Below are 18,683 nucleotides of genomic sequence, written 5' to 3'. Positions count from 1 at the left end.
AATACAGCTTAAAGATGAAACGAATTCAGTATTCAAAAGGCTTAAATCACTATGACAAATGACGCGCTTATTGCCGCTCTCGCTCACCTTGTTTCAGAAGGTCGCAACCCAGATACGATGGACATCGACTTATTACCATCTCTGGATATTGTTCAGCGTCTTAATCAACAAGACAAACTCGTTCCACTTGCCGTTGAGAAAGCGTTGCCGGAGATCGCCCTCGCGGTAGATAAAATCACCGACGCATTTAAGGTAGGCGGTCGTTTGGTTTACATGGGCGCAGGCACCAGTGGTCGTTTAGGGGTGCTTGATGCATCAGAATGCCCACCAACATTTGGTGTGTCTGACAAGATGGTGGTTGGCTTGATTGCAGGTGGTCCAGAAGCCATCCTCAAAGCGAAAGAAGGCGCAGAAGACTCTCCAATTTTAGGTGAACAAGATTTGAAAGACATCGAGTTCACTCATCATGATGTCGTGGTCGGCATCGCCGCTAGTGGACGCACACCTTACGTGATTGGTGGTTTGGAGTACGCCAACGAGATAGGGGCGACGACAGTGGCACTGTCTTGTAACCCAGACTCACCAATTGCAGAGATCGCTAGCATCGCCATTTGTCCTGTCGTAGGTCCTGAAGCTTTAACCGGTTCAACACGTTTAAAATCAGGAACCGCGCAGAAGCTGGTTCTGAATATGCTGACCACAGCGAGCATGATCCGTTTAGGTAAGAGTTATCAAAACCTGATGGTCGACGTGAAAGCGACCAACAACAAACTGGTAGCGCGCGCCGCACGCATCGTTATGCAAGCGACCGATTGCAACAAAGAACAAGCAACCGAAGTACTTAAGCAAACAGACTATGAAGTAAAACTGGCGATCTTGATGATCCTGACCGATCTTGATATCGATTCAGCTCGTGCGCATCTGCATCATCAAGATGGCTTCTTACGTAAAGCCGTTGAAAGTCACCAGCCAAAATGACGGGTGAGATGGTTAACCAGATTGACCAACACAAGAAAAACAAAAAGGAGACCTCAAGGTCTCCTTTCTTATTCTGATATCAAGAATCAGTCTTCATATAGCCACTCATCAAATTCTTGGTTAAGCTTGTCATTCGCTTTGCGCTTGATTTGATCAGGATTCGTCATGTTTTTCACACGGTCGACCTTATTGGTGTACTTGCTAGTGGTATTGTTTACCTTGCGCTTAACCTGGTTCTCCACATAAATGCCATCGGTGATCTCTTTGATATTACGCTTAGTGTGATTGATGGTGTTGGTTATATGATGCTTGTCATGGTCATACTTTCGCTTCATCTTGATCGACTCTTTCAATACATTGGTTGCGCCAACGGTCAAAGGGAACAGTGCTAATACGACCAAAAAGACTTTTTTCATGCTTCTATTTCACTTCTGATTGAATCTAATCATATCAGTACATCAAAGCGATAAAATTCAAATGTCAGAAGATTAACAGGGCAAATTGCTGTCTTGATTATGAAACAGAACTAGTTACTGTATTCGTTCCAACCGCGTTGCCATTCCATTCGAAACTTCTGCGCTTGTGGTGTGCCTTCGCATACACCTTCATAGTACTGACCAGACAATCCCATCTGGTAAGCGAAATCAGGATTACAGTATTCCGTCACCCCTTCGAGATAACCTTGGTCGTAGTCACCTTGCTTAGCATTACCGAGTTGATTGAGTTCTTTCACCGTACGAGAAGTATGCCCTGCAATGCCATCTTGATAACCGATCTGATACCAATCACCAGATTGCGCTAATTCTTCCGTGGTCGCCGCACAGCCTGCCAATAAAGCCAGCGCCAAACCTAACGTTGCCTTTTTCATGATTCTTCCTTAACTAGTTGTTTTCCAAACAAGCTTACCACTAAAGCCCGTGATGTGCCGCTTATCTGTCGATTTCGCCACTTAACTCTTGAGGTAACCACTTACCCTTAATCACAGCCACTCAATGGTGAATAGAACCACTTAGCCTATCGTGCTACCACTAAGCAAACGATAAAACCACTTAATCTTTATATCGACCACTCGCTTCTCTATTCGACCACTCATCCACTGAGCGAATGCACTTAACAAAAGAGGCGAATACCATACATCCTGAGCTTAAAAAATTACCCTACCTAATAAACCAAGGACAATTGCTATGATGTGGTTTCTAACCTGTGTCGCAGCCCTTATCGGCGGATACTTCATCTACGGTGCTTTCGTTGAGAAAGTTTTCGGTATCAATGAGAATCGCCAAACTCCTGCCCATACAAAAACCGACGGTGTTGACTACGTTCCAATGTCAACCAAACGCGTTTACCTTGTTCAACTACTCAACATTGCTGGTGTTGGTCCTATTTTCGGTCCAATCATGGGTGCCCTATACGGTCCTGCCGCTATGTTGTGGATTGTTGTAGGTTGTATCTTTGCAGGTGCAGTACACGATTACTTCTCAGGCATGCTTTCTGTTCGTAATGGTGGTGCATCAGTACCAACGATTACAGGTCGCTACCTAGGTAATGGCGCAAAACACTTTATGAACATCTTTGCCATTGTCCTGCTGCTTCTTGTTGGTGTGGTATTCGTATCTGCGCCTGCTGGCATGATCACGAACCTAATTAACGACCAAACTAGCCTAAACGTCAGCATGACAACGATGGTTGTATTGATTTTCGCTTACTACATCATCGCTACAATTGTTCCAGTTGATAAAATCATTGGTCGCTTCTACCCACTGTTTGGCGCACTACTGATCTTCATGTCTGTTGGTCTGATGACAGCTGTCGCGTTTTCTAGCGAACACACAGTGATGGGTGATTTCCAAGTAAGCGATATGTTCACTAACTTGAACCCTAACGACATGCCTCTATGGCCAGCGCTGTTTATCACTATCGCATGTGGCGCTATCTCTGGCTTCCACGCAACTCAGTCACCACTGATGGCTCGTTGTATGGAAAACGAGAAAAATGGTCGCTTCGTTTTCTACGGTGCGATGATTGGTGAAGGTGTTATCGCGTTAATCTGGTGTGCTATCGCTCTGTCTTTCTTCGGTACGCTTGACGGTCTTGCAGAAGCAGTGAAAAACGGCGGTCCTGGTAACGTGGTATACAGTGCTTCATTTGGTCTACTAGGTGTATTCGGTGGTGTGATTGCCTTCCTAGGTGTTGTAATTCTGCCAATCACATCAGGTGACACAGCATTCCGCTCTAGCCGTCTGATTCTTGCTGAATACTTCGGTATGGAACAAAAAACACTACGTAACCGCCTTCTAATGGCTGTACCACTATTCGTTATCGGTGGCGTTTTGACTCAAGTAGATTTCGGTATCATTTGGCGCTACTTCGGCTTCGCAAACCAAACAACAGCAGTAATGATGCTTTGGACTGCATCGGCTTACCTACTGCGCCATAACAAGTTCCACTGGATCACGACTGTTCCAGCGGTCTTCATGACAACCGTGTGTGTTACGTTCATTCTAAACAACAGTACATTAGGCTTTGGCCTGCCAATGCAAATCTCGACCATCGCAGGTATTCTGTTCTCACTAGCCGCTGCTGGCTACGTAATTAAAATCTCTAAAGGTAAAGGTGAGACTGAGCTTGCTGACGAAGAGAAACCACAAGCTGCTTCAGAAACTGCATAATGAATACCTTCGCTTGCTAACCGATTCATTATCAATGACTGGATAAAACCAAGAGCCTGCCCACCGCAGGCTCTTTTTGTTTCTCTTCTACGTTACAATAACAACATCATTTTTAGGTTAGGTTCGCTATGGAACTGGTCATCTCCCTTTTACAACAAATGTGTGTTTACTTAGTGCTGGCTTACATGCTGAGTAAAACGCCGATCATTTTGCCCCTGCTGAGTATCTCCTCTCGCCTCAGTCATCGGCTCATTTGTTATGTACTCTTCTCTGGCTTTTGTATTCTCGGCACCTACTTCGGCTTGCATATTAACGATGCTATCGCCAATACGCGTGCCATTGGTGCTGTGATGGGTGGGTTGTTTGGTGGTCCTGTGGTCGGTTTTGCTGTGGGGTTAACCGGTGGTATTCACCGCTACACACTTGGCGGTTTTACCGATTTAGCCTGCGCAATTTCTACCACGGCTGAAGGCTTGATTGGCGGCTTGCTGCATGTCTACCTTATCAAGCGTAACAAGGGAGCCATGCTGTTCAATCCAAGCGTGGTATTCAGTGTCACTTTTGTAGCAGAAATTGTGCAGATGATTCTGTTACTCGCTGTAGCCAAACCTTTCGACCAAGCCTATGCGCTTGTCTCAGCGATTGCCGCTCCAATGATCATTGCTAACTCGGTTGGTGCGGCACTGTTTATGAGTATCCTGCAAGACCGTAAAACCATTTTCGAAAAATACTCAGCCACCTTCTCCCGCCGCGCATTAAGCATCGCCGATCGCTCAGTTGGTATTCTAAGTACCGGATTTAACAGTGAGAATGCAGACAAAATTGCCCGCATCATCTACGACGAAACCAAAGTAGGTGCCGTCGCGATCACCGACCAAGAAAAGATCCTAGCTTTCGTTGGTATCGGCGATGATCACCATAAGCCAAATACTCCTATTTCATCGCAAAGCACATTAGATTCGATGGAAAAGAACGACATCATCTACCTTGATGGTAGCGAACGACCGTATCAATGCTCATTAGCACAAGACTGTAAGTTGGGCTCTGCATTGATCATTCCTCTGCGTGCAGGCAAAGAGGTGGTGGGAACCATTAAGCTTTACGAACCAAAACGCAAACTGTTCTCTACTGCGAATATGTCAATGGCAGAAGGGATTGCTCAGCTTCTTTCAAGCCAAATCTTGTATGGTGATTATCAGCAGCAACAAACGCTACTGGCTCAGGCAGAAATCAAACTGCTGCATGCTCAGGTGAATCCACACTTCTTGTTCAACGCGTTAAATACCATTAGTGCCATCACTCGTCGTGATCCTGACAAAGCACGAGAACTGATCCAAAATCTGTCTCATTTCTTCCGCAGTAACTTAAAGCAGAACATCAATACAGTGACGCTAAAAGAAGAATTGGCGCACGTGAATTCCTACTTATCGATCGAAAAAGCACGTTTTACCGATCGCCTAGAAGTTGAGATTGATATTGAACCAGAATTACTGGATATCAAGCTGCCGAGTTTTACTCTTCAACCTCTGGTCGAAAATGCCATCAAGCATGGTGTTTCTAATATGTTAGAGGGAGGAAAAGTGAAGATTTATAGCCAAGCACACCCTCAAGGTGCGCTGATAACGGTTGAGGACAACGCAGGTAGTTATAAGCCGCCAAAAGAGAATCATTCTGGTTTGGGTATGGAAATCGTCGATAAGCGCTTGTCGAATCAATTTGGGCGTGATTCAGCGCTAAAAATTACCTCTCAGCAGCATCAATTTACTAAAATGAGTTTTATCATTCCCCACTCGCGATAAGCGCAATGAAAACGCACAAAAGGTAATCTTGGATGTTAACCGCCCTCGTCATTGATGATGAACAGTTTGCTCGTGAAGAGTTGGCAGAGCTATTGGATGAAACGGGTCAAATTGAGGTGATTGGCGACGCGTCAAACGCCATCATGGGACTGAAGAAAATCAATGAGCTGAAACCAGATGTGGTGTTTCTCGACATCCAAATGCCTCAGGTGACGGGCATTGAGCTGCTGGGAATGTTAGACCCAGAAACTATGCCTTACGTGGTGTTTGTGACAGCTTATGATCAATACGCTATTCAAGCCTTTGAAGACAATGCCTTCGATTATTTACTCAAGCCCGTTGATCCATGTCGTTTGACCAAAACCGCCAAACGCCTTAGCAAGGTGATGAGTCAATCTGTGCTCACTCAGCAACTGTCAGCCATCGCACCAGAAAACCTCGACCAAATTCCATGTATTGGGCACAACCGCATAGTGATCATGGCGACGGAGACAGTTGAGTGTGCTTACAGTGATATTAGCGGTGTACATGTGCGCTCCACCAGCCAAACCGCAAGTACTCAATTAACCCTGAAAACCTTGGAAGAGAAAACGCCACTGGTACGTTGTCATCGACAGTATCTCGTAAGTATTAAAGCCATCAGCGAGATTAAGCTATTAGAAAACGGGCTGGCAGAAATCATTACCAAAACAGGCTTTGAGATCCCCGTGAGCCGCCGCTATTTAAAAGTACTCAAAGAGCTACTCGGCATTAGTCATTAGGGTATATACCAAAATAACCCCGAAATGGCTGGGTATAAACCATCACGAGTAGATAGAAACCACACAATCAAAAAAGGCGACCTTCTGGTCGCCTTTTGCATATTTTCATCGCCTTAATCAACTTGCTTGATTTGTAGCTCTTTTGGTACTTCGAAGAACATGTTTTCTTCGCGACCAAGCACTTCATCTACGGCTTGCGCCCCAACCAACTCTTTGATGCGATCTAGGATTTGATTAACCAGCTCTTCAGGCGCAGATGCACCAGCAGTCACACCAACCTTGCCTTTACCTTCAAACCATTCAGGCTTAATGTCTTCAGGACAATCCGTTAGGTATCCTGGCGTACCTAGCTTTTCAGCGAGCTCTTTTAAGCGCGTTGAGTTTGATGAATTCTTGGAACCTACCACGACCATCACATCTACGTCAGCAGAAAGCTCACGCACAGCATCTTGACGGTTTTGCGTCGCGTAACAGATGTCATCTTTACGAGGACCTTGAATGTCTGGGAATACGCGGCGTAGCTCTTCAATTACGTCAGCGGTTTCATCAACAGACAGTGTCGTTTGGCTCACGTAGTGTAGATCAGATGGATCCTTTACGATCGCTTTTAGCTTCTCAACATCCGCAGGTGTTTCCACAAGGTACATACCGCCTGTATCACTGGAATACTGACCCATTGTGCCTTCCACCTCTGGATGACCAGCGTGACCGATCAATACCACTTCCATATTGCGACGGCTTGCACGTGCTACTTCCATATGTACTTTGGTTACCAGCGGACAGGTCGCATCAAACACAGTTAAATCACGAGACTTCGCTTCTTGGCGAACCGCTTGAGATACACCATGAGCGGAGAAAATCACAATGTTGTTGTCTGGCACTTCGTGCAGTTCTTCAACGAAGATAGCACCACGCTGTTTTAAACCTTCAACCACAAAGCGGTTGTGCACTACTTCATGTCGAACATAGATAGGTGGCTGATACATCTCTAGCGCACGTTCTACGATGCTAATCGCGCGGTCAACACCAGCACAGAAACCACGTGGGTTAGCTAACAGGATTTTCATTTCATTGCTCATGGAAGTTATCTTTTATTTGGTTCGCTATTCTACTGACAAAATTTCGACTTCGAAAGTCACGTCTTGTCCCGCGAGTGGATGGTTGAAGTCCACTGTTACTGAGTCGCCAGCAATCTCAGTAATGATGCCCGGGATTTCCATACCATCGGGACCACTGAACGCCATAATAGTGCCGACTTCAACTTCCGCTTCGCCCACAAATTTAGTGCGTTCCATATGGTGGATATGGTCTGGATTCGGCATGCCAAAAGCGTCAGCCGCTTTTAGTTCAATTGCCTTTTGTTCACCTACTTGCAAGCCTAATAGGCACTGCTCAAAGTTCTCACTTAAGCTGCCGTCGCCCATCACGAACTTAGCAGGCTTGCCCATGTTATGTGTGCTGTCCGCTACAGAGCCATCTTGCATTTTGATGGTGAAATGCAGTGTTACTGCTGAATCTTGATTTATTGTTGTCACGTTACTGCTTCCTTGTTCTTGGGTTTTCCAGCGCTCTATATGATCACTCACCGTGATTACTTTTATTGTACGAAGATACGCGGATTGCGCTCCAACATAATAAAAAGCGTCGTCCGAATCAACGGACGACGCTTAGGGTTATTCGATATATCGCAAAAGATTACTTGTCAGCATCCTTTTTGCGGAAGCCATCAAGAATGATCATTGCCGCACCAATACAGATAGTTGTATCTGCAAGGTTGAATGCAGGCCAATGGTAGTTCCCCCAGAAGAAGTCTAGGTAATCAACAACAAAGCCATGAACAACACGGTCAAACACGTTGCCCACTGCACCACCAATAATCAGTGCGTAAGCGATGTTGTTCCATTTTTCTTTCGCTGGAAGCTTGCTCATCCAGTAGGTCAAAAGACCTGTAACAACAAACGCGATACCTGTGAACAACCAGCGCTGCCAACCCGCTTGATCGCTCAAGAAGCTGAATGCTGCACCGTAGTTATGAACATAAAGTAGGTTGAAGAATGGCAGCACCTCAATTCGGTTTGCCCATCCGTAGCCCATGTTGTCCATCACCACCAATTTGATGCCAATATCTGCAATAAATACCAGAATTGCTAACCACAGCCAGCGAACTCCAGATTGCTTTAACGTCAGTGCTTTTTCACTCATTACTTTACCTACAAACAGCCCCAGTAAATACTGGGGCTGTTAATTTTAAAAAAAGTTCAGTTGTACTGGGTAATTACGCGAATTTACGTACTTCACCTTCGCCGTCAACGTTAGACACACAACGACCACAGATCTTCTCGTGACCTTCGATTGTGCCTACGTCTGGCGTGTGGTGCCAACAACGGTCACACTTCTCGCCTTCAGCGGCTGCCACTTCAACAAACAAGCCTTCGATATCTGTCGCTTGTGCTGCATCAGTCTTCTCACTTAGAGACTTAACTTTCGCAGCAGAAGTTAGTAGAACAAAGCGCAGTTCATCTTCTAGTTTGTTGATTTTCGCCGCTAGAGCGTCATCAGCAAATAGCGTCACTTCAGCTTGTAGTGCACCACCGATGGTTTTCTCTTTACGCGCATCTTCTAGAAGTTTGTTTACTGCACCACGAACCGCTTGGATCTCAGTCCAAAATTCGTTGTTCAGCTCTTCACCTTCAGCAAGACCGAATAGGCCATCGAACCACTCACCAGTGAATACAAACTTGTCGCGCTCGCCTGGCATTTCGTTCCAGATTTCATCTGCAGTGAACGACATGATTGGCGCCATCCAACGAACTAGCGCTTCTACGATGTAGTAAAGTGCAGTCTGACAGCTACGTTGAGCGTTACCGCCACGTTTTGCTGTGTACTGACGGTCTTTAATTACGTCTAGGTAGAAAGAACCCATTTCGATTGAACAGAATTGCATTAGACGCTGGGTCACACCGTGTGTGTTGTACTCTTCGTATGCTTTAACAATCTCTTCTTGTGCTGCTAGCGCACGACCAACTGCCCAGCGATCTAGCGCAACCATCTCTTCAACAGGAACGATGTCTGTTTCTGGGTTGAAGCCGCTCAGGTTAGCTAGGAAGAAACGCGCTGTGTTACGGATACGACGGTACGCATCTGCGCTACGTTTTAGGATTTCATCAGAAACCGCAACTTCACCAGTGTAGTCTGTTGAAGCAACCCATAGACGAAGAATGTCAGCACCTAGCTTATTAGTTACGTCTTTTGGCGCAACCACGTTACCGATAGATTTCGACATCTTACGACCGTGACCATCAACCACGAAACCGTGTGTCAGTACTTGTTTGTAAGGCGCTTCATCTTTCATCGCGATAGATGAAATTAGAGAAGACTGGAACCAACCGCGGTGTTGGTCAGAACCTTCTAGGTATAGGTCTGCACTGTTGCCGTTGTACTCTTCACGAGCATCAACAACAGAGAAGTGTGTTACACCAGAATCGAACCATACGTCTAGCGTATCTAGTACTTTTTCGTACTGGTCTGCTTCGTCACCTAGTAGTTCTGCTGAATCAACATCCCACCACGCTTGAATGCCTTTCTCTTCAACCAACAGAGCAACCTTCTCGATAAGCTCTAGTGTGTTTGGATGAAGTTCTGCTGTTTCTTTGTGAACGAACAGAGCAATTGGCACACCCCAAGTACGTTGACGAGAGATACACCACTCTGGGCGACCTTCGATCATACCTTCGATGCGGCTTTGACCCCATTCAGGCATCCACTCTACGTTCTTGATTGACTCTAGTGCTTTAGCACGTAGGCCAGCTTGGTCCATAGAAACGAACCATTGAGGCGTAGCACGAAAGATGATTGGAGTCTTATGACGCCAACAGTGTGGGTAGCTGTGCTCGTAAGCGTGGTGGTGTAGTAGTGCACCTTTTTCTTTCAGTACTTCTACTACTGCATCGTTCGCTTTAAATACGTGCTGACCAGCAAATAGCTCAGTGTCCGGTAGGTAAACGCCGTTTGAACCAACTGGGTTTGCTACTTCTAGGTTGTACTTGTTACCAACCGCGAAGTCTTCTTGACCGTGACCAGGAGCAGTGTGAACAACACCAGTACCTGAATCAGTTGTAACGTGATCACCAAGGATCGCCGGTACTGTGAAATCGTAGAATGGGTGTTGGAACTGAGAAAGCTCTAGATCCGCACCTTTTGCAAAGCCTAGGTTGTGGAAGTGCTCGATACCAGCACGATCCATTACGTCTTTCGCTAGCTCAGCAGCAACGATAATACGCTCAGCGTTGTCGCCTTCTGTTTGGATAAGTACGTATTCTAGATCATCACGTAGACATACTGCGCGGTTTGCAGGCAGCGTCCAAGGCGTTGTTGTCCAGATAACGATAGACACGTCACCTTGACCTTCATGACCTTCTGTCAGTTCAAACTTAGATAGCAGTGCCGCTTCGTCAGCCGCTTTAAAACGAACGTCGATAGATGGCGATACTTTATCTTTGTACTCAACTTCTGCTTCAGCAAGAGCTGAACCACAGTCTGTACACCAGTGAACTGGTTTAAAACCTTTCAGTAGGTGACCTTTGCTTGCGATCTTACCAAGAGCACGAATGATGTTCGCTTCAGTTGCGAAATCCATAGTGCGGTATGGCTTGTCCCACTCACCCATGATACCAAGACGCTTGAAGCTCTCTTTCTGACCTTCAACCTGACCGGCCGCGTACTCACGACATTTCTCGCGGAACTCAGCAGCTGTCACTTTTTGTCCTGGTTTGCCAACTTTCTTCTCTACCATCAATTCGATTGGTAGACCGTGACAGTCCCAGCCTGGGATGTAAGGTGCGTCAAAACCTGAAAGTGTTTTGGATTTAATAATAATGTCTTTAAGAATCTTGTTTAGTGCGTGACCAATGTGAATGTCACCGTTCGCGTAAGGAGGGCCATCGTGCAGTACGAATGACTTTTTGCCTTTCTTAGCTTTACGGATTTCACCGTAAAGATCTTCTTTGTACCAACGCTTAAGCATTTCTGGCTCACGATTGGCCAGGTTGCCGCGCATTGGAAACCCTGTTTCAGGTAAATTCAGGGTATCTTTATACTCACTCATCGATTCTTAATTCCGTTATATTGGGCGAAAATTAGACATTATGTTGCACGGTGGAATAAACCGCTCAACGCTTAAGCTGACGCAGCCACACCCTTGCTGCTTCAGCATCCAATTCGATTTGTTGTTTAAGTGCTTCAAACGACTCAAACTTTTGCTCATCTCGAAGTTTGTGCAAAAGTTCCACTTCTAGCTGCTTGCCATATAAATTAGCGTGAAAGTCGAATAAGTGTACTTCTAACTGCTGGCGAACACCATTTACTGTTGGTCGTTGACCAATATTAGCGACACCGCCAACTGGCTTATCTCCTAAGCCAAGCGCTTGAACAACATAAACTCCGGAAACCGGAGAAACACAGCGTTTCAAAGGAATATTTGCAGTAGGGAACCCAATGGTTCGACCTAGCTTTCTTCCATGAGAAACACGACCGCTGATACTGTAATCTCTTCCCAGCATCTCTTGCGCGGAATGCAAATCATCACGAGCCAGCGCTTTACGAATAGCCGTGCTACTCACTCGTAATTGCTGTAAACAAAAGCTTTGGGTACTCACGACTTCAAAGCCGTACTTTTTCCCCGCTTCTTGTAACATTGCAAAGTTTCCTGTTCGACCTTTGCCGAAACAGAAATCATCACCAATGACAAGAAACTTAACACCCAATCGACCAACCAACAAGTCACGGATAAACTCTTCCGCCGTTAGGTCAGCAAAATGACGATTGAAGTTAACACACAGCAGACGATCGATGTCGAGCTTACTCAGCTGAACAAACTTATCACGCAGTCGCGTTAACCTCGCAGGTGCCTTATCTCGAGCAAACAGCTCCATCGGCTGAGGTTCAAAGGTCATAACAACCGAAGGTAACGAAAGTTTCTCCGCTTGTTCAGACACTTGCTGCAATACTTGTTGATGACCTCTATGCACGCCATCGAAATTGCCAATAGTCAGCACGCACCCATGATGGTGCGACTTGATATTGTGAATGCCTTTAATCAGTTCCATTGGATACTGCTTTATGCCTCTGTTTTTACTTTGCACTGTGTGAAACTGACGGATTATATACCAATCAACCTTATTCTGTCCCAGCTTTTAGGTCTTTTAAACGTACACCGAGTAAAAACACGACGGCTAGGTAAACACCTGCACCAAGCGCAATCAGCATTCCTAATACGCCACTGCGATGAGCAAAGCTCCAATCTAACCATACCGACATGTCTTCTAGCTGCCACAAAATAGCCGCAACCATCGCAGCTCCCGCGATCATCAAACGTATAATAAAGAGGACTGTACGTTTGGTCACTTGGTACACACCTGCGATATGGAGACCGCGGTAGAGTAATGCCATATTTACAAAAGCAGAGAGCGCAGTCGCGATAGCCAGACCAACATAGCCATAGAAATAAGCAAAGATCGCATTGAATACCATGTTAGTTAGCATCGCAATGATGCCGTATTTCACTGGCGTTTTCGTGTCTTGACGAGAGTAGTAACCCGGAGCAAGAACTTTGATCAGCATAAAGTTAAGCAAGCCAGAAGCATACGCTAATAAAGAGAGAGAAGCTTGATGCACATCCTGCGGAGAAAACTCACCACGCATGAACAGCACCATTAACATCGGCTTCGCCAGTACCATTAAACCAAGCATTGCTGGGATTCCCAGTAAGGTCACCATACGAATGCCCCAATCCATGGTGTGTGCAAAGCCTTCACTGTGAGCATCTACGTGCTTACGTGATAACGCTGGGAGAATCACCGTCGCTATCGCAATACCAAACAGGCCTAACGGGAATTCCAACAATCGATCGGAATAGTACAACCAACTGATTGAACCGGTTTGTAGAAAACTGGCAATAAAAGTGTCAAACAGTAGATTGATTTGGCTTACAGACACACCAAATAAAGCAGGAATCATCAAGGTACGGATCTTCACCACCCCCGGATCGCGCCAACCCCATTTTGGCTTGACCATAACTCCCGCTTTAATAAGGAAAGGAATTTGAAATAAGAACTGAACCAACCCACCAAGAAAAACACCAATGGCAAGACCAATCTCGGGTTGTGATATCTGCGGAGAGATAAACCACGCCGCCAAAATGATCATCACATTGAGGAAGACGGGAGTAAAAGAAGAAACCGCAAACTTACCTAGTGTATTGAGAATGGCTCCCGATAAGGCAACAAAAGTGATGAACCATAAATAAGGAAAGGTAATCTTGAGCATTACGCTGGCAAGTTCAAACTTCTCAGCCGCGGGACCACCATGCATCCAGTCTAAAAACCAACCAAAACCAAATAAAGCAGTCACGACGCCAGAGCCAAGAACACCAAGAATGGTAACAATAGAGACAATCACACCCAATGTACCAGCAGCACGAGCAATCAACTCACGAGTTTTGTCCATGTCCCCTTGTGCGTGACTTTCAGTTAATACAGGAACGAAAGCTTGAGAAAATGCGCCTTCAGCAAACAAACGGCGTAAGAAATTAGGAATTTTATTGGCAAAGAAGAAGACGTCGGCACTCGCGCCTGCCCCCATCAAGTTTGCTACTACTACATCACGAACTAAACCTAGGACGCGCGAAATTAATGTCATGGCACTGACGATCATGCCAGACTTGAGCAGTCGTTTACTCACTGTAACCTCGGAATATCACCAAAAGATAGCCAACCCTATTCCTCTAAGCCTTTGAAAGCTACAAATGGGCGTTAAAAATATATCCGGTTATTGTTAGATCTAAGCGGATAATTATTAGCAATGGTCTAAAAATGCTGTTAGAATCCCGCCATCTTAACCGCGATAACCTTTCTTACCAAAACTTGTTTTGGCTTCGATGGGTTTTTGCACAAATCATTTGACATTTAGGCGCAAATGAGGGATAGTCCTCGCCCTTAAATTGTCACAGAACTAAGTTTTTGGGAGTTAGACCCTTGGCAAATAGTAAATCTGCTAAGAAGCGCGCTATCCAAGCTGAGAAACGTCGTCAGCACAATGCTAGCCGTCGCTCAATGATGCGTACTTACATGAAGAAAACTGTTGCTGCTATCGAAGCAGGCGACAAAGAAGCTGCAACTGCTGCATTCGCTGCAGTTACACCTATCCTAGACCGTATGGCGACTAAAGGCCTTATTCACAAGAATAAAGCAGCTCGTCATAAGTCTCGTTTCACTGCACAAATCAAAGCTCTATAATAGAGAATTGATTCTACAGTGAAGAAAAAACCGGCTAACGCCGGTTTTTTTATACCTAAAATTCAGCAAAGCTCGAATTCAAGACAATAAAAAAGCTGGCACTGCCAGCTTTTCTAATTTGTGACCTGTCATCACGCGGTTGCTTCTGCACAATAAAGACCATGAAGTGTTTGAATTAGCGCTTTCACTTCATCGCTCTTCAATGTGTAGTAGACCGTTTGTGCTTCTTTTCTTGTCGCAACTAACTCATCACGACGAAGCCACGCTAAGTGTTGAGACAATGCCGACTGGCTCAACTCTAGTTTTGCGCAAAGTTCCCCGACCGAAAGCTCTTGATTATGCAGCATGCAAAGGATTTGTAGGCGTCTCTCGTTTGCCATCGCCTTGAGCAGCACGACAGCCTTGGCGGAGTTTTTCTCCATTTCTTGTAGATTCATGCGTTGGACCTCTAGCTACAACTTACTTTTCCCAACCCTGGCCAGTTTGTTGTGTGTTACAGAATTTTATAATTTCGAGTTATAATTTTATCGATAGTAATCTATTTAATTGAGCAACGGAACGTGTTCATTCAAACATTTGGCTAAAATCTGCATCACATACGTTCTTAACCGCTGGATGTTGTATCATTCGTTCCGCAAAAATGACGTAGTACTCTTCTTTTAAGTCTTCAACGTGACCAATCAGTTGTAAGTTTCGGTCATCTTCAATCTCCGACATATAAACTGTTGGAGCCAAAAAGATCACATCATCGCGGTAGCGTGCAAAAGCTTTCATGAGTGCCACATCGTCAAACTCACCTAATACATCCGGTTGTAAGCCTTGGCGATCAAACCACTGCAATACTTTACGACCCATTGCCGTTCGGCTTGCCGGGATCAACAACTTTTTCTTCTCTAAGACTTCAGGAAAGCTCACTCCTGCGATTTCAGACGAAGCAAAAAAGCTCATACTACTTTCACCCAACTTCTTACTGTACAGACCCGGGCTTTGTGTCGAATCTACTGGGCAATCGGAAAGGATCATATCGAGTTTATGTTGTGACAAGCGCTCCAACAGCAACTCGTGTGTTGATTCATAACAACGTAAATGAATGCTGTTGTCTTCAGGAACTGTCGTCATCAAGACTTTGCTGACAAGACGTTTAGAAAGCGCATCGGCGACGCCGACTTCGAAAAGGATATTAGAGTGTTGGCTATAGTTAACAATATCGAGCATTTCGTAGCTCAAACCAAACATACGGTCGGCATACTTAAAAACTAACTGCCCAAGTTCTGTTGGTTCAACTGTACGTCCATTCCGTTTGGTCAACTTCCCCTTCATACGGTCTTCAAGTGCTTTAATTTGTCCGGTAACCGTTTGAGGCGTCAGGAATAACGCATCTGCTGCTTTTGTTACCGAGCCTTGTTTACACACCATCCAGAAGTAATAAAGGTGGTTGTAGTTTAAATGTGACATAGCCAATCCCTATAAAGAAGATGACACTTTTTATATCAAATGTGACACCGACAAACAATAAGTTCGACAAAACCTACATAAAGCTACAAAACATATGGTTTTACCGAAAATATAAGATTCACACTGTCATAAAACTTGAAGCCAAACGCACTTTTTTGATCTTACCCAGAAATAAACCCGCCGATCTATAAGCAATAAATACCCTTAATAATCAACACCTTAATTTGATGTGAAATTTTCTTCACGGATAACTATCAAAAAGAATAATAAAAATCCTCTATAGAAACCTAACTGTAATATTACTGAAATATTTCATCTCTAACATCGCCCTCAGTTTCAACAACAGACCAAATAAACGAACTGAAAGGTCCACGGAGAAAATTATGATGAACCAAGCTACTTCTACAGCAGCACCAATCTCGAGCACGACTCGCTGGTTACGCTGGGCTAACTTGGCATTCATGTTGTATCTGCTTCTTCTAGCAGTATCTATGGTTGGCAGCGGCTTCAAATGGGCGACTGGCGATCAAGCTAAAGTACTCTTTGAATTTGCGTCTCACCCAGTCGCAGGTCTAATGATCGGTTTGGTGGCTACGGCACTAATCCAATCTTCCAGTACCGTAACTTCTATTATTGTAGGTTTGGTTGCAGGTGGTCTACCTGTAGAAACCGCTATCCCTATGGTAATGGGTGCGAACATCGGTACAACCGTAACAAATACACTGGTTTCGCTTGGTCACGTTCGTTGTAAAGACGAATTCAAACGTGCATTCGCAAGCGCAACAATCCACGATTTCTTCAACTTACTTGCTGTACTGATCTTCCTACCACTGGAAATGATGTTCGGCATCCTAGAGAAAATCTCTCACTGGTTGGTGTCACCATTACTAAACACAGGTGATATGAGTATGAAAGGCTTTGATTTCATCAAGCCAATCACGAAACCAGTAGTAAGTGCAATCAAAGAGCCACTAGCAACATTTGGTGACACTATGGGTGGCGTAGCGCTAATCGCTCTAGGTATCGGTACTATCTTCGTAGCTATCACTGTTATGGGTAAGCTAATGAAGAGCCTAATGGTTGGTCGTGCACGTGACATCCTTAAGAACGCAATCGGTCGTGGTCCTATCCACGGTATCGTATCTGGCTCGGTAGTAACTGTTCTTGTTCAGTCTTCTTCTACGACAACAAGTCTAATGGTTCCACTTGTAGGCTCAGGTGTTCTAAAAGTACGTGACATCTACCCGTTCACTCTTGGTGCAAACATTGGTACATGTATCACGGCTCTACTAGCAGCAACAGCGGTATCTGGCGAGTTCGCAGTATTCGCACTACAAATTGCACTAGTACACCTAACGTTCAACATTCTGGCGACACTGTTCATCTTCGGTATCCCGTTCCTACGTGAGATTCCAGTGAAATGTGCAGAAGTGATTTCAGAAATGGCGATTAAGAACAAAGCAGTTGTAGCAGGTTACCTACTAGCAGTATTCATCGTGCTACCAGGTTCTATCCTTGCTCTGACTGCATAATAATAAGATTACCATCGCTTATTTAGGCTCCACTTCGGTGGAGCCTTTTTTCGTTTTGGGGAAGCAAGAAGCGCTCTCATTTCGTAATCACGCAGTAAACTGTGGTAAAAGAGATTCCCGACGACGTTCCTTCTTCGCTTTCGGAAATGACACCGTTTGATTTCAGAGTGATTGAACGTCATCCTCAAGAGCGCGGCACGAGCGAGTTGGGGATCTTTTATTCCCTCTCACGTCTCGAAGCGAAGCGTTCCTCAGGGCAAAGCCCGTTCCCTTCTTTCCCTGCCCTTCAGGCGTAAAAAAGCCGCCATGCAGGCGGCTTAGAAAACTCAACATACTCGTTAAACTGAGAACGGGTACTGAATTGGATCGTGATGCTCGTAACCTTCTACCCAGAAGTCATCTAAGGTTACCCATGTTTCTAAATCTTCTAGCGATTTAATTTCTGGGTTGATGTGGAAAGTTGCGGCTTTTAGTGGCTCACGTTTCAACTGAATGTCACGCATTGGTGCAAGCTGATCTTCGTAGATGTGTGCGTTAACAATCTTGTGGTATGCCTGACCAGGTTTCTTGCCCGTGATTTGCGCCATGATTGCCAAGAACACATACACTTGAACCATATTGAAATTCAGACCTAGCGGGACATCACAAGAGCGTTGCGTGCTGTTTAAGTAGAGCGTGTCACCTAACAGTGAGAAGTGGTGGCTGTACATACATGGACGCAAACAACCCATGTGGAATTCACCCGGGTTGTAGAAGTTTAGGATCTCACCACGGTCATCAACACCACGCGTTAAATCATCCACAATCTTACGCAGTTGGTCGATATGACCACCATCTGGCTTCGCCCATGAACGACCTTGAACGCCATATACACGTCCCATGTCATCTTCACCTTTGCGGAACGGGTTGTTTAGCCATGCTTCATTTAGGTTTGCGTTCGCATCCCACGTTTTCGTACCTAGCTTACGGAAATCTTCTGCGTTGTCGTAGCCACGAATGTAGCCAAGTAGCTCAGCAACTGCCGCTTTCCAAAAGCTCTTACGTGTCGTAACTAATGGGAATTGGTTGTTGGCAACATCGTAGGTCAAGTCTGCGTTGATCACCGTTAGGCAGCGTTTGCCTGTGCGCTCGTTTTCAACCCAAGTGCCTTGGTCAACGATACGCTGACACAAATCTAAATACTGTTTCACACCAATTC

General features: G+C 45.3%; 17 protein-coding genes. 6 read left to right on the top strand and 11 right to left on the bottom strand.

Annotated elements, in window-relative coordinates:
- Positions 1 to 51 precede the first annotated feature (51 nt).
- Positions 52 to 978: an N-acetylmuramic acid 6-phosphate etherase gene (gene murQ, locus MHO32_RS02015; protein ID WP_050908291.1), complete on the top strand. Its 927-nt coding sequence runs from the start codon at positions 52 to 54 to the stop codon at positions 976 to 978.
- An 86-nt stretch (positions 979 to 1,064) separates the two neighbouring features.
- Here the strand turns inward: murQ and MHO32_RS02010 are convergent, their stop codons facing one another.
- Positions 1,065 to 1,394 (bottom strand): hypothetical protein, encoded by a 330-nt coding sequence (locus MHO32_RS02010; protein ID WP_050908292.1) that lies wholly within the window; start codon positions 1,392 to 1,394, stop codon positions 1,065 to 1,067.
- A gap of 110 nt (positions 1,395 to 1,504) precedes the next feature.
- Entirely contained in the window at positions 1,505 to 1,846 is a 342-nt protein-coding gene (locus MHO32_RS02005) for a DUF2799 domain-containing protein (RefSeq protein WP_005425322.1), read from the bottom strand.
- Positions 1,847 to 2,162: 316 nt separating this feature from the next.
- Between MHO32_RS02005 and MHO32_RS02000 the strand changes: the two genes are divergently transcribed.
- From MHO32_RS02000 to btsR, 3 genes are all read left to right on the top strand, one after another.
- The gene (locus MHO32_RS02000; RefSeq protein ID WP_009697641.1) at positions 2,163 to 3,647 is read left to right on the top strand and encodes a carbon starvation CstA family protein; all 1,485 of its coding nucleotides are present in this window, start codon (positions 2,163 to 2,165) and stop codon (positions 3,645 to 3,647) included.
- Between the two features lie 128 nt (positions 3,648 to 3,775).
- Complete coding sequence (locus MHO32_RS01995; RefSeq protein ID WP_009697640.1) at positions 3,776 to 5,446, top strand: sensor histidine kinase; 1,671 nt, start codon at positions 3,776 to 3,778, stop codon at positions 5,444 to 5,446.
- 32 nt (positions 5,447 to 5,478) lie between these two features.
- The gene (gene btsR, locus MHO32_RS01990) at positions 5,479 to 6,207 is read left to right on the top strand and encodes a two-component system response regulator BtsR (RefSeq protein WP_239210560.1); all 729 of its coding nucleotides are present in this window, start codon (positions 5,479 to 5,481) and stop codon (positions 6,205 to 6,207) included.
- Between the two features lie 113 nt (positions 6,208 to 6,320).
- Here the strand turns inward: btsR and ispH are convergent, their stop codons facing one another.
- The 6 genes from ispH to murJ form a co-directional block, all read right to left on the bottom strand.
- Entirely contained in the window at positions 6,321 to 7,286 is a 966-nt protein-coding gene (ispH, locus tag MHO32_RS01985; protein ID WP_017190109.1) for a 4-hydroxy-3-methylbut-2-enyl diphosphate reductase, read from the bottom strand.
- 24 nt (positions 7,287 to 7,310) lie between these two features.
- On the bottom strand, positions 7,311 to 7,742 hold the full coding sequence (gene fkpB, locus MHO32_RS01980) for an FKBP-type peptidyl-prolyl cis-trans isomerase (RefSeq protein ID WP_239210559.1): 432 nt from the start codon (positions 7,740 to 7,742) through the stop codon (positions 7,311 to 7,313).
- Positions 7,743 to 7,902: 160 nt separating this feature from the next.
- Positions 7,903 to 8,409 (bottom strand): signal peptidase II, encoded by a 507-nt coding sequence (gene lspA, locus MHO32_RS01975; protein WP_005440576.1) that lies wholly within the window; start codon positions 8,407 to 8,409, stop codon positions 7,903 to 7,905.
- 73 nt (positions 8,410 to 8,482) lie between these two features.
- Positions 8,483 to 11,311, bottom strand: a complete 2,829-nt coding sequence (gene ileS, locus MHO32_RS01970) for an isoleucine--tRNA ligase (protein ID WP_045490851.1) — start codon at positions 11,309 to 11,311, stop codon at positions 8,483 to 8,485.
- Positions 11,312 to 11,375: 64 nt separating this feature from the next.
- Complete coding sequence (gene ribF, locus MHO32_RS01965) at positions 11,376 to 12,311, bottom strand: bifunctional riboflavin kinase/FAD synthetase (protein ID WP_239210558.1); 936 nt, start codon at positions 12,309 to 12,311, stop codon at positions 11,376 to 11,378.
- 70 nt (positions 12,312 to 12,381) lie between these two features.
- On the bottom strand, positions 12,382 to 13,944 hold the full coding sequence (murJ, locus tag MHO32_RS01960; protein WP_239210557.1) for a murein biosynthesis integral membrane protein MurJ: 1,563 nt from the start codon (positions 13,942 to 13,944) through the stop codon (positions 12,382 to 12,384).
- A 293-nt stretch (positions 13,945 to 14,237) separates the two neighbouring features.
- Here murJ and rpsT point away from each other — a divergent pair, with 293 nt between their 5' ends.
- Positions 14,238 to 14,498 (top strand): 30S ribosomal protein S20, encoded by a 261-nt coding sequence (gene rpsT / locus MHO32_RS01955; protein WP_005447926.1) that lies wholly within the window; start codon positions 14,238 to 14,240, stop codon positions 14,496 to 14,498.
- Positions 14,499 to 14,629: 131 nt separating this feature from the next.
- Here the strand turns inward: rpsT and MHO32_RS01950 are convergent, their stop codons facing one another.
- Together MHO32_RS01950 and nhaR are read right to left on the bottom strand one after the other, a co-directional pair.
- The gene (locus MHO32_RS01950) at positions 14,630 to 14,935 is read right to left on the bottom strand and encodes an ArsR/SmtB family transcription factor (RefSeq protein ID WP_005447923.1); all 306 of its coding nucleotides are present in this window, start codon (positions 14,933 to 14,935) and stop codon (positions 14,630 to 14,632) included.
- Positions 14,936 to 15,062: 127 nt separating this feature from the next.
- A complete protein-coding gene (nhaR, locus tag MHO32_RS01945) occupies positions 15,063 to 15,953 on the bottom strand; it encodes a transcriptional activator NhaR (protein WP_005447920.1) in 891 nt (296 codons plus the stop codon).
- A 386-nt stretch (positions 15,954 to 16,339) separates the two neighbouring features.
- On the opposite strand from nhaR, the gene MHO32_RS01940 reads away from it, so the two are divergent.
- The gene (locus MHO32_RS01940; protein ID WP_026000321.1) at positions 16,340 to 17,485 is read left to right on the top strand and encodes a Na/Pi symporter; all 1,146 of its coding nucleotides are present in this window, start codon (positions 16,340 to 16,342) and stop codon (positions 17,483 to 17,485) included.
- A gap of 338 nt (positions 17,486 to 17,823) precedes the next feature.
- On the opposite strand, the gene MHO32_RS01935 is transcribed toward MHO32_RS01940, so the two are convergent.
- The gene (locus MHO32_RS01935) at positions 17,824 to 18,675 is read right to left on the bottom strand and encodes a thymidylate synthase (protein WP_005434888.1); all 852 of its coding nucleotides are present in this window, start codon (positions 18,673 to 18,675) and stop codon (positions 17,824 to 17,826) included.
- Positions 18,676 to 18,683 lie beyond the last annotated feature (8 nt).

Source organism: Vibrio sp. MMH1-50 (assembly GCF_022347645.1).
Lineage (GTDB): Bacteria > Pseudomonadota > Gammaproteobacteria > Enterobacterales > Vibrionaceae > Vibrio > Vibrio harveyi.
This window is presented reverse-complemented; position numbering and strand designations above follow the sequence as displayed.

Bases quoted from the DNA above. Each gene is read 5' to 3' on its own strand.
- ispH (WP_017190109.1), bottom strand. From the start codon at position 7,286: ATGAGCAATGAAATGAAAATCCTGTTAGCTAACCCACGTGGTTTCTGT.
- MHO32_RS02010 (WP_050908292.1), bottom strand. From the start codon at position 1,394: ATGAAAAAAGTCTTTTTGGTCGTATTAGCACTGTTCCCTTTGACCGTT.
- MHO32_RS02000 (WP_009697641.1), top strand. From the start codon at position 2,163: ATGATGTGGTTTCTAACCTGTGTCGCAGCCCTTATCGGCGGATACTTC.
- ribF (WP_239210558.1), bottom strand. From the start codon at position 12,311: ATGGAACTGATTAAAGGCATTCACAATATCAAGTCGCACCATCATGGG.
- MHO32_RS01950 (WP_005447923.1), bottom strand. From the start codon at position 14,935: ATGAATCTACAAGAAATGGAGAAAAACTCCGCCAAGGCTGTCGTGCTG.
- murQ (WP_050908291.1), top strand. From the start codon at position 52: ATGACAAATGACGCGCTTATTGCCGCTCTCGCTCACCTTGTTTCAGAA.
- nhaR (WP_005447920.1), bottom strand. From the start codon at position 15,953: ATGTCACATTTAAACTACAACCACCTTTATTACTTCTGGATGGTGTGT.
- MHO32_RS01940 (WP_026000321.1), top strand. From the start codon at position 16,340: ATGAACCAAGCTACTTCTACAGCAGCACCAATCTCGAGCACGACTCGC.
- lspA (WP_005440576.1), bottom strand. From the start codon at position 8,409: ATGAGTGAAAAAGCACTGACGTTAAAGCAATCTGGAGTTCGCTGGCTG.
- ileS (WP_045490851.1), bottom strand. From the start codon at position 11,311: ATGAGTGAGTATAAAGATACCCTGAATTTACCTGAAACAGGGTTTCCA.
- btsR (WP_239210560.1), top strand. From the start codon at position 5,479: ATGTTAACCGCCCTCGTCATTGATGATGAACAGTTTGCTCGTGAAGAG.
- MHO32_RS02005 (WP_005425322.1), bottom strand. From the start codon at position 1,846: ATGAAAAAGGCAACGTTAGGTTTGGCGCTGGCTTTATTGGCAGGCTGT.
- MHO32_RS01995 (WP_009697640.1), top strand. From the start codon at position 3,776: ATGGAACTGGTCATCTCCCTTTTACAACAAATGTGTGTTTACTTAGTG.